This is a genomic window from Acrocarpospora sp. B8E8, from assembly GCF_039871605.1.
Lineage (GTDB): Bacteria > Actinomycetota > Actinomycetes > Streptosporangiales > Streptosporangiaceae > Acrocarpospora > Acrocarpospora macrocephala.
Window position 1 is genome coordinate 100,269 of sequence record NZ_JBDPLV010000011.1, and the last position, 11,200, is coordinate 111,468.

At 66.4% G+C, this 11,200-nt stretch carries 9 protein-coding genes; 2 read left to right on the forward strand and 7 right to left on the reverse strand.

Going from position 1 to position 11,200, the window contains the following annotated elements; translation table 11 throughout:
* Positions 1–19: 19 nt before the first annotated feature.
* The 5 genes from ABGB08_RS12955 to ABGB08_RS12975 all read right to left on the reverse strand — a co-directional run bounded on the left by ABGB08_RS12955 (position 20) and on the right by ABGB08_RS12975 (position 7,200).
* A complete protein-coding gene (locus ABGB08_RS12955; protein ID WP_347589758.1) occupies positions 20–925 on the reverse strand; it encodes an HAD family hydrolase in 906 nt (301 codons plus the stop codon).
* A gap of 175 nt (positions 926–1,100) precedes the next feature.
* Positions 1,101–3,092 carry a hypothetical protein gene (locus tag ABGB08_RS12960; RefSeq protein WP_347589760.1) on the reverse strand — a complete coding sequence of 664 codons (1,992 nt, stop codon included), beginning with the start codon at positions 3,090–3,092 and terminating at the stop codon, positions 1,101–1,103.
* A 1-nt stretch (position 3,093) separates the two neighbouring features.
* Positions 3,094–4,080: a PfkB family carbohydrate kinase gene (locus tag ABGB08_RS12965; protein WP_347589762.1), complete on the reverse strand. Its 987-nt coding sequence runs from the start codon at positions 4,078–4,080 to the stop codon at positions 3,094–3,096.
* Between the two features lie 287 nt (positions 4,081–4,367).
* A complete protein-coding gene (locus tag ABGB08_RS12970; protein WP_347589764.1) occupies positions 4,368–5,543 on the reverse strand; it encodes a histidine kinase in 1,176 nt (391 codons plus the stop codon).
* A gap of 187 nt (positions 5,544–5,730) precedes the next feature.
* Positions 5,731–7,200 carry a cation:dicarboxylase symporter family transporter gene (locus tag ABGB08_RS12975; protein ID WP_347589944.1) on the reverse strand — a complete coding sequence of 490 codons (1,470 nt, stop codon included), beginning with the start codon at positions 7,198–7,200 and terminating at the stop codon, positions 5,731–5,733.
* 31 nt (positions 7,201–7,231) lie between these two features.
* Here ABGB08_RS12975 and ABGB08_RS12980 point away from each other — a divergent pair, with 31 nt between their 5' ends.
* The gene (locus tag ABGB08_RS12980; RefSeq protein WP_347589766.1) at positions 7,232–8,803 is read left to right on the forward strand and encodes a sensor histidine kinase; all 1,572 of its coding nucleotides are present in this window, start codon (positions 7,232–7,234) and stop codon (positions 8,801–8,803) included.
* Complete coding sequence (locus ABGB08_RS12985; protein ID WP_347589768.1) at positions 8,800–9,477, forward strand: response regulator; 678 nt, start codon at positions 8,800–8,802, stop codon at positions 9,475–9,477. The genes ABGB08_RS12980 and ABGB08_RS12985 overlap by 4 nt, the downstream gene beginning before the upstream one ends.
* Here the strand turns inward: ABGB08_RS12985 and ABGB08_RS12990 are convergent.
* Positions 9,474–9,899 carry an HIT family protein gene (locus tag ABGB08_RS12990; protein WP_347589770.1) on the reverse strand — a complete coding sequence of 142 codons (426 nt, stop codon included), beginning with the start codon at positions 9,897–9,899 and terminating at the stop codon, positions 9,474–9,476. The genes ABGB08_RS12985 and ABGB08_RS12990 overlap by 4 nt on opposite strands.
* Positions 9,896–11,050: an acyl-CoA dehydrogenase family protein gene (locus ABGB08_RS12995; RefSeq protein WP_347589772.1), complete on the reverse strand. Its 1,155-nt coding sequence runs from the start codon at positions 11,048–11,050 to the stop codon at positions 9,896–9,898. Before ABGB08_RS12995 ends, ABGB08_RS12990 begins: the two co-directional genes overlap by 4 nt.
* Positions 11,051–11,200: the final 150 nt, after the last annotated feature.

An 11,200-nucleotide genomic window follows, 5' to 3' on the forward strand; every position in this document is an offset into this window, starting at 1 on the left:
GAAGCCACTCCCCGTGTATTCATCTTTCTTCAGAGTCGCATCCGGTAGAGATCGAATCAAGCCTGGGGTCCGGGCCGGCGAAATCGAAATGGGTGGCCGCACGCCGCTCCTCGCCAAGCATGAGTTCGACTATCTGACCGAAATCATCGATGATCTCATCCGGTTCCATGATCGAAGAATCGTACGCAGATTTAACCTTCCCGGCATCCCAGAACGTTACTCGTAGGATGGTTTCGAAGTTGACGCGTTCATAGGCGTGCCCGTACCTCGCCCATACGGTTCTGGCGCCGATCGCCCGGGCGGGAATCAGATCGTTGGCTATACTGTCGCCCACCACCCACACCGGAACCAGCTTGTCCAGATCGCACCGCTCAAGCGCCATCTGATATGGATGGCAGCTGGGCTTCAGTAGTTCTGTAGGGATGGAGACCACTCGCCGGGCTAATTCCGTATGATCGGGAGGGGCGATTCCTGGAATACCCTGCCACGCGATGACGGTGTCGAGCAACGGAGCCAGACCGAGCATCTCTATCCGGGTGACGGCGTCATAAACGGATGAACTCGTGACCCCGACCACCACAACATCATGATTCCTCAACTCGGTCAGCGCGGCAACGACTCCAGGGTAGGCCTTGAGGTTCACGCTCCGCGCCTGGTCGAATACCTGCTGTCCCAGGCGCACTATCTCTTCGCGTTCCACCGGGTCGCGATCATGGTACAGCTTCAGCTCGCGTATCACCCGCGGATGCTCAGCGGCGTTGTGCCGGCGAAAGACCTCACGTAGTTGCGGATAGATATCGTCCGCGGGAACGCCGGTCACCGAACTAAGGGCGCCCACCATTGCCCGGATACTGGGGGCGAAATAGTCGATCCAGCTGAAGAGCGTGTTGTCGAGATCGGTCAGCAATACCGCTCTCGGCACCACGTCACACTCCGTAGTCGCAATGCTCGACGCATTGTCCGGAAATCGCATCGTTCAACCCGAGGCAGCTCGGAGACCGTATCACTCCCGTAACTCTCGCCCCACCTTAATGGAGGCATCCGCGCACCGTCCACAAAACTGATTAAGTGGTGGTGCGCTCCGAATGACCCTGCCGTCCTCAGCGCAATATTGCATCTGGCAAGGAATCAAGTAGAAGCAACAGAACCTCGAGTGAGGTACGCATCGCCAGGCGGCGCGCGCTTCCCTTGGTGGACTGCTCCAATCGGGACTTGTCCTCATCGGCGAGGTCGGAAATCCCCCGAAGGGCCAAGAAACGAACCCGTCGTAGCGTTCCCAGGGCCGAGGCGGCCGCCGCGATCCCCGAGGTCTCCATGTCCAGGGCTATCAAGTCCCGTTTCCACAGGAGCAGCCAGTTCCTGAACTCGGTCGCCGCGCCGACCACCGGCCCACACGCCACTGGGCCGGCCACCAATCCGTAGCCGCCCGCACGCATAGGCGGCTCTGGATTCTTCTCCGTGGCCCGGGCTACCCGTTCCCTCGACGCGGCGAAGGCCGATCGGCGGAGAAATGGAAGTTGAACCGCCCGTTCTACTAGTAGATCATCTGATCGCAGTGGGTCACCGGCCATCCTGAAGATAAAGCCGCTGCCACCGTCCGGCACCGCCTTCGCATTCGCGAGATAACTGACGACCTGGTCGCCGATAACCACATCGCCGATCGAGAGTTCCTCCGAAAGCGCCCCCGCGATACCGAGACTCACCGTGAGCACCGGCCGGTGGTTCGCGATGACCAGGGCCGCGCTGACCGCCGACCGCTCCTGCCCCCGGCCGACCAAGGCGAAGAGAAGCCTGAAGGGACCGTAGGGCGTCAGGTAAGCGGCCCGTCCGGTCTCCTCGTCTTCAATGATCGTCAACGGGCCGGCGAGCGCCTCGATCAGCGTCAGCACGGTGTCAAGCTCTTCGACGAGAGCCACGAGGACGGCTACGGTGGGCCGTTCCTCCGGCTGAGGTGTTTGTGAGCTCACCCCATGCGGGCGGAGTCCGTCCAGCACAGCCGGCGGATCGGCGGCGGTCGATCTCCCTCGCCTGACCACCATCTCCAGTGGTTTGCCGTCCTCCGTCGCGCTGAGAGCCGCGGCTATCATCGCGTCCACCGGACTGTGTGCGGACTGGACTCTGTCGCGGGTGGAGTCCGCCAGCCGCCTCAGGTAGGGCAAGGCCGAGGAGTTCCGGCGACCGGTACGGGAGAGCAGACGATAGAACTCGCCCAGCACGTTCTGCTCGAAGAGAATCACCCGAGGGTCCTCGCGCAGGCGGACGAGATCCGCAAGTGAGAGCGCGGCGAAGACCTCGGTCAGACCGAGAACGCGCAGCACGGCGTCATAGGTCACGAGATCCACCAGAGACGTCGAGTCCGTCGACCTGAGACCGCAATCGACGTAGCCGATCCCGGGAATGCGCCCGACCATCGTGGTGCCGTACTCATCGAGATAGCTGTGCGCCCAATTCCAGCCGAGCGCCAGCTCGAAATGGCGCCGGGCTATCGAGGAGGTCTCGAACGGGAATATCTTCAGGTCCTCGATTACGTTCCAGAGAAAGGCGTGAGCGCCCAGCTTCTCCGGAATATCGTACAGAGCGGACTCGTATTGGCTCGGCCCTGGTTTCGTGTCGAGCATGGTGTGCACGTGCCGGAGTTGACGCATGGCAAACGTTCCAATCTGTCGGTCCAGGGCGGCGACATCTCCCTTCCAGCGAATCTTCACATCGGTGGTGGTGTCGACGGAACGCGCGTTCATGTTCCGCTGAAAGCTGCGCAGTCGCCGTTTCGCGCTGCCTTGCGACCACTGCGGATGCATCGACGTGCCGCCAAAATGAGCCCGCTTGCTGGCCTGCAGGTCATCGACATCCACGGTCGACCCCACGAAGTAAAGAAGATCGCAGTCGGCGAGAAAACGGAGATCTTTCATGAACGCCGCTGACACCGGCGACTGGACCAGATCAGTCGTTGGCATCACGAGCGCGTCATGGGTAAGGAAGACCGACCAATGGAGGGCATGCCGCAGACGATCAACAAGCGCCGCGCGCGGACGCACTCTCTCAAGTATCTGGTATAGCGTGAAGAGCTGGCCATGAAAGAAATGAATGAACATGCTAATCAACGACTCGATGATTCAGGATCTGATACAACTCCCACGCCGCCAGTCGATCACCGAACCCGGCATGGTCGTCAGTCTCGACATATCCAGTTTCGTAATAAATGGGTTCCCGCTCCGGCCGAAGGATGACTGTTTCCTGCGTGTCCCCGACACCGAAACGTAGGATCCAATATTGCGGTGGCAGGCAGAGCCGGCGAACATGCTCCAGCAATGGCCGCAGACCGGCTTTGCTCAACGGGTAGTCCGCTCGCTCACCGAGCAGGGCTGCCAAGGTCCGCGCATTGGAGATGACAATGTCCGCATGGCCTAGAAACCCTTCCAGTTCCGGGTACTCGAAGAGTTCGTGGATATTATGCGGAACCAAGTCCACGCAGCGCAGCGTGTCTGCTCCGCCGGCCAGCTTCAGTGCCGCCATGAGCGCCTCGCGGCCGCTCTGTGACAGCAACGAGTAGCCGTCTATCATCAGCAAATCACTCTGCTGAATGAGCAGGGCCTCGGTATGTATGTCCGCCATCGAGATTCGTAGGCCGGGCGCGGGCAGGCCCGACACGAGGAGCCGGTTCCCGCCGTGTTTCTCGTCAGCGGCATCCCGAACAATGACCACCAGGCCGTTGGCGGTCTGCGCGTCCACAATGAGATGCCAATCGGCGTCGATCCGGTTGAGGTGGTCCTTGATCAACTGCGTGAGCTCGTCGTCGCCGATCTTGGCGATTACCGCAGTCGCGAAAAGTGATTGTGCCGCCTTGGCCATATTTACGGCCGTGCCCGCGACCGTCTTTTGGATCGGGGCGAAACAGAAGGTGTCATGGTCGATCGCCGTGAAGCGCAGCGCCTTGAGCGGAACCCGCATCTCGAACCGCACGTCTCCGACTATGGTCATGCGGAGGTTCTTGTTGCCGGACTGGACAGCGAGCCTGTTGGCGAAGTGCCGCGCCGTGACCATCGTCTTCTCCGTCGGCAGGGATGGCAGCACTGTGAGCATAAATGACGATGCTCTTGTGGCCGGGTAATTTGCTGGTATTGACCGGAACGAACTCCGGGACACGCTTCGATTGGTGGAAGAACGATCAGCCTTGGCCGACGCGGTCATCAATGACATCGCGAGCGGGGGTCGCCCGAAAATCTTCGCGGGTGCTACCGAATATGACAGTGGTGCGCCTGCGTCTCTTGATGATGCGAATATCAGCGTTTTGGGCCGGCGGACCGCGATCGCTACGCGAAGAGAACGGGTACCGGCCTAACCGATTCGATCCTGGAGTGGTCGGCCGGTTAGCGGGCGCTGACGCCGGGGCGGTACTTGGGGAGGCGGAGGGTGACCTTGGTGCCGGCGCCCTCGCCGGTCTCCACGACCAAGCCGTATTCGTCGCCGTAGACCTGGCGGAGGCGTTCGTCGACGTTGGCCAAGCCGACGCCGGTGGCGCGGTCTTCGCCGGACAGGACGCGGCGGAGGCGTTCGGGGTCCATGCCGAGGCCGTCGTCTTCGACGGTGATGCCGCATTCGGCGCCGGCGTCCTCGGCGATGATCGTGATCCGGCCGACGCCGGGTTTGCTCTCCAGGCCGTGGCGTACGGCGTTCTCGACCAGCGGCTGGAGGCACAGGAAGGGGACGGCGACGGCGAGGACCTCGGGGGCGATGCGGAGGGTGACCTGGAGCTGGTCGCCGAAGCGGGCGCGTTCGAGGGTGAGGTAGCGGTCGATGGAGTGCAGTTCCTCCGACAGGGTGGTGAAGTCGCCGTGGCGGCGGAAGGAGTAGCGGGTGAAGTCGGCGAAGTCGATCAGGAGTTCGCGGGCGCGTTCGGGGTCGGTGCGGACGAAGGAGGCGATCGTGGTGAGGGAGTTGTAGATGAAGTGGGGGGAGATCTGCGCGCGCAGGGCGCGGACCTCGGCTTCGATGAGCATGGTGCGGGAGCGGTCGAGCTCGGCGAGTTCGAGCTGGGAGTCGACCCAGCGGGCGACTTCCTGGACGGCGCGGACTAAACCGGCGGAAGCGTGGTCGCCGTAGGCGGCGAGGGATCCCACGACGCGGTCGTCGGTGGTGAGGGGGACGACGATGGCGTGGCGGATCGGGCATTCGGGGAGGTCGCAGTTGAGCTGCAGGACCTGGGTGCGGCCGTCGTTGAGGGTGTCGATGGCGTGCTCGAAGGCGTCGCGGGCGTGGTGGTCGCCGGTGCCGTCGTAGACGAGGAGTTCCTCGGCGTTGGTGACGGCGATGGCCTGGGTGCCGAGGAGCTGGCGCAGGTGGCGGGAGGCTTTGAGCACTCCGGCCTGGCTGAGTCCGGCGCGGAGCATGGGGGCGGCCAGGGAGGCGGTGTGCAGGGTTTCGAAGGTGGCGCGTTCGGCCGGGCCGCTGCCGAGTTCGCGGCGTCCGCGCAGGATCCGCCACAGCACGATGGCCGGAACGCCGACCAGCGCGACCAGGACCAGTACGGCCACCAGGGGTTCCACGTCGCGGAGCCTACCCGCGCGCCCGACATTTCCGATACATCCCAACAACGTCGCCGCCCACCGGTGGGCGGGCGGCGACGTTGTCCAGGCGGGAGGTCGTGGCGTGGGTGTGCCATCAACCACGGCGGCTCCCGGGAGCGTCCCCCTCAGGCCGGATGTGACGAGGGGAACAGGCTGCGTTCCCTCCTCAGGCCGGGGATGGAGCCATGGCGGCCTCCTTAGCGGCGGGAACCGGCTCGTCCGGCGCGGGGGCGTGCTCGTCCAGGAGGGTCGTCTCGTCGAACGGGTCTCGGCCGGAGAGGACCTCCACCGCGCGGGCGCGGTCGAACTCTCCCGTCCAGCTGCCGACCAGAACGGTGGCCACCGCGTTGCCCGCGAAGTTGGTCAGGGCGCGAGCCTCCGACATGAAGCGGTCGATGCCGACGATCAGGCCGACTCCGTCGACCAGTTCGGGGCGGTGGGACTGGAGGCCGCTGGCGAGGGTCGCCAGGCCCGCGCCGGTCACCCCGGCCGCGCCCTTCGACGCGATCATCATGAAGACCAGCAGGGACAGCTGCTCGCCCAGCGCGAGGGGGGCGCCGGTCGCGCTGGCCACGAACAGGGTGGCCATGGTCAGGTAGATCGCCGTGCCGTCGAGGTTGAAGGAGTAGCCGGTCGGGACCGTGATGCCGACGACCGGGCGGCTGACGCCGAGGTGCTCCATCTTGGCGATCAGTCGGGGCAGGGCCGACTCGGACGAGGAGGTGGAGAGAATGAGCAGGAATTCTCGGCGGAGGTAGCTGAACAGGGAGAGCACGTTGATCCGGGCCACCAGCTGGAGCATTGGGCCCAGGACGAGGAAGACGAAGAGCAGGCAGGTCGCGTAGAAGCTGAGCATGATGACGCCGAGGCTGGTGAGCGCGTCCACGCCGGTCGCGCCGACCACCGCCGCGATCGCGCCGAAGGCGCCCACCGGGGCGGCCCACATGATCATGGCGAGGATGCGGAAGACGAGCCGCTGGATGTGCCCGATGCCGGTGAGGATCGGCGTCGCCCGCTCCCCCATGGCCTGGAGGGCGAAACCGGCGAACAGGGCGACCAGCAGGGTCTGCAGGACCGATCCCTCGGTGAACGCGGACACGAGGGTGGTCGGGATGACGCCGAGCAGGAACGCCGTGGTGTCCGATTCGCCGCCCTTGGCGGCCTCGGCGGCGGCGGCCTGGCGGAGCTCGTCGGTCAGCTGGAGCCCGTGGCCCGGATCGACGACGTTGCCCACGATCAGTCCGATGGCGAGCGCGACCGTGGACATGGCCAGGAAGTAGCCGAGCGCCAGGCCGCCGACCCTGCCGACCTTCGCGGCCTTGGCCACCGAGCCGACGCCGAGCACGATGGTGCAGAAGATGATCGGGCTGATCATCATCTTGATCAGCGCCACGAAGGCGGTGCCCAGGGGCTTGAGCTGTTTGCCCAGGTCCGGGGCGATGAAGCCGACCGCGATCCCAGCTAAGACCGCGATAATGACGGCGAGGTACAGGTAGCGGGTCCGGTCCCGGGGGGCCTGCGGGATTTCCGTTGGCGTGGACATGGCGCTCACTCCCAGTTCGGGATGGGGGATGTCGGTGGAGCGACTATGCGCCGGGGCGGTGATCTGGGTCACCATTGCGTACATTTCGTTCATCACCGAAGTGACCGTGAGGAAGTGAGAGCGCATGCGGCAGTGGAGTCTGGCGAGGCAGATGCTCGCGCTCCAGATCGTCGTCGTGGTGGTGACCGTGGCGGCCGGCACGGTGATGGCGTTCTTCCAGGCGCGCGATCTGGTCGCCACCGACGCCACGGCGGTGACCAGGGCGGTGGCGGTGAGCGTGGCCGGGTCGCCGTCCGTGCTCGCCGCGCTCGGCTCCGCCGACCCGACGGCCACCCTCCAGCCGTACGCCGAGAAGGTTCGCCTGGAGACCAAGGTGGACTTCATCACGATCATGAACCCGGAGGGCATCCGGTTCACCCACCCCAGGCCGGGCGAGATCGGCAAGCGCTATCTGGGCACCATCGCTCCCGCGCTCGCCGGGCGGACGGTCAGTGAGACCTACACCGGCACCCTCGGTCCCTCCATCCGGACGATCACACCGGTGCGGGACGCCGCGGGGAGAGTGCGGGCCCTGGTCAGCGCCGGTATCACGGTCGAGAAGATCAGTGGGATGCTGCGTGACCAGGTGGAGACGGCGGGGCTCGCCGCGCTGCTGGGGCTCGGGGCGGGGACGGCGGGCACCTACCTCGTGGGGCGGCGGCTGCGCCGCCAGACGCACGGTCTGGGGACGTCGGAGTTGAGCCGGATGTACGACTACCACGAGGCGATCCTGCACGCGGTGCGCGAAGGGCTGCTCCTGGTGGACCGCGCGGGCACGCTCACGCTGTGCAACGACGGCGCACGCGCGCTGCTCGGCCTGCCCGAGGACGCAGAAGGCAGCCCGGTCACCGGTCTCGGGCTGCCGCCGTCGCTGACCGAACTGCTCGCGTCCGGCGAGAACCGCAGCGACGAGCTCCACCTGACCGAGGACCGGGTGCTGGTGGTCAGCACCTCCGTGGTGCGGTCGGGGACACGCTCGCTCGGTACGGTTGTCACGCTCCGTGACCACACCGAGCTCCAAGCGGTCACCGGGCAGCTCGACGCCGAACGCGGCTTCGCCGACGCGCTCCGCTCGGCGGCGCACGAATCGGCCAACCGGCTGCATACCGTGATCACTCTCGTCGAGCTTGGCAAACCCTCGCAGGCCGTCGCGTTCGCCACCGAAGAACTCAGGGCCGCGCAGGAACTCACCGACCTGGTGGTGGCCACGGTACGGGAGCCGGTGCTGGCGGCCCTGTTGCTCGGCAAGTCGGCGCAGGCGGGCGAGCGCGGTGTCGAGCTGTGCATCAGCCCGGAGAGCGAGCTCGACGACGTCGGGCTGGACACGCGCGACCTGGTGGCCATCCTCGGCAACCTGATCGACAACGCGGTGGACGCGGCCATGTCCGGCATGCCGCCCGCGCGGGTGGAGGTGAGCCTGAAGGCGACGGGCCGGGTCTGCGAGATCCGGGTCGCGGACAGCGGTCCGGGGCTTGATCCGTCCGCCGTGGCCGAGGCGTACCAGCGGGGCTGGACCACCAAGGGCAGCGGCCGCGGGCTCGGCCTCTCGCTGGTCGCCCAGGCCGTGCGCCGCCTGGGCGGCACGATCGAGGTGACCGCGGGCCCGGGCGCGATCTTCACGGTACGGCTGCCGCTCCCCGAGGAGGGCCGGACATGATCTCCGTTCTGGTCGTGGAGGATGAGGAGATCACGGCGGAGGCGAACCGCGTCTACGTGGAACGGGTGCCGGGATTCCAGGTCGCCGGGGTGGTCCGCTCGGGCGGGGAGGCGCTGCGGTTCCTGCGGCGGCAGCCCGTCGACCTGATCCTGCTCGATCTCTACCTGCCCGACATGCACGGGCTCGAGGTATGCCGCGCCGTCCGGGGCGCCGGCATCCTCTGCGACGTCATGGTGATCACCTCGGCCCGCGACCTGTCGGTCGTGCGCTCCGCGGTGTCGGTGGGCGTGACCCAGTACCTGCTCAAGCCGTTCACCTTCGCCGCGCTGGCCGAGAAGCTCCGGCAGTACGCCCGGTTCCGCTCCTCCGTGGACGCCTCCGGCACGGCGAGCGGCCAGGGCGAGGTCGACGACGCGCTCGCGGCGTTGCGCGGTCCTGTCCGCTCCCACCTGCCGAAAGGGTTGACCCAGCCGACGCTGGAGGCGGTGGTCGCCGAACTCAGAAAGGCCGCCGAGGGCCTGTCGGCGCAGACGGTCGCCACCTCGGTCGGGGTGTCGAGAGTGACGGCCCGGCGCTACCTGGAGCACCTGATCGAGACCGGCATCGCCCGCCGGGTGCCCCAGTACGGAGCCGTCGGACGACCCGAGCTGCTCTACCGCCTCAGCTCAGGTTAGAACGTCACGGGCGCCAGGCAGGCGCGGATCCTCTCCGCGTACGACTCGATTTCGGCGTCGTCGGCATATTTCATGCGTGGCCAGAAGAAACCGCGCAGGCCGTCCTTCGGGTTGCGCGGCACGATGTGGACGTGCAGGTGGGGGACGCTCTGGCTGATGCGGTTGTTCATGGCGACGAAGGAACCGCGGGCTTCGACGCCTGTTTCCACCGCGCCGGTCAGGGTTTGCACGCGGAGGAAGAACGGGCCGACCAGGTCGGCGGGGAGGTCGGTCAGGGTTTCGACGTGCTGGCGGGGAACCACGAGAACGTGGCCTTTGAAGACCGGGCGGGTGTCGAGGAACGCCGCTACCGAATCATCCCTGAAGACGATATATCCGGGTTTGTCGCCGTTGGCGATGGCGCAGAACAAACAATCGGTCACCAGCCGACCTTAGCCGCTCCTGACAGCAGCGATCGGGCGATGACCAGCCGCTGCACGTCGTTGGTGCCCTCGCCGATGGCCATCAGCGGCGCGTCCCGGTAGAGGCGTTCGACGACGAACTCCTGGGAGTAGCCGTAACCGCCGTGCACGCGCATCGCCTCCATGGTCGCCTTCAGCGCGACCTCGGACGCGAAGTACTTGGCCATCGCCGCCTCGCTGGTGACCGGACCGGCCGCCGACCGGGTCGCCGCCCAGTAGGTCATCAGCCGGGCCGCCTGGATCTCGGTCGCCATGTCGGCCAGCTTGAGCTGGATCGCCTGGAAATCCGCGATCGGCTGCCCGAACGCGTGCCGCTCCCTGGCGTATCCGAGCGCGGCGTCGTACGCGCACTGCGCCACCCCCACCGCCCGCGCCGCGATGTTGATCCGCCCGAGCTCCAGCGCGGACAGCACCTGCTGCATGCCCCGCCCCTCGGTCCCCCCGAGCAGCCGCGACACGGGCACGCGCGCGCCGTCCAGCACGACCTCGCAGGTCTCCGTCCCCTTGTAGCCGAGTTTGGGCAGATCCCGGCTGACCGTGAACTGGTCCTGGTCGACGAGCAGGACCGACATGCCCCGATGCGCGGGCTCCTCGATCGAGGTCTTGACCAGCACGGGGAGCGGGTCGGCGTGCCGGGCGTTGGTGATCCAGGTCTTGGTGCCCGACACGACGTAATGGGAACCCTCCCGGACGGCTCGGGTGGCGATTCCCTGCAGGTCGGTGCCCGCGCCGGGCTCCGTCAACGCGATTCCGGTACGCCGTGCGCCCGCCGCCAGCTCGGGCAGGAATTCGCGTTTCTGCGCCTCGGTGCCGTACTGGGCGATCATCCAGGTGGCGAGGGTGTGCGAGCCGAGCACGCCCGCCACGCCCATCCAGCCGCGGGCGATCTCCTCGAAGACCAGGGCGAAGGAGACCCGGTCCAGATCGAGGCCGCCGTACTCCTCGGGGACCGTGATGCCGAACAGGCCGAGCTCCGCGAAGCGGGAGATGATCTCGGCGGGGTAGCGGCCGGTTCGCTCCCATTCCGGGGCGACCGGAATGACCTCCTTGTCGACGAATGCGCGCAGAGTGCGCTGGAACAGTCGCTGATCGTCATCGAGCTCGAAGTCCATGAGACCCATGGTCCGCGACACGTTCACGGCGGCGAAACCCACGGGTAACAGTTGAAAGTTTCAGCACAGGAAAAAACCGCCAGCGGGACCATGCCGGTAAAAGACCAGCCCGGAGTGCGCCCCTCACGGAGGCCGGACCCGGCGGCGTGA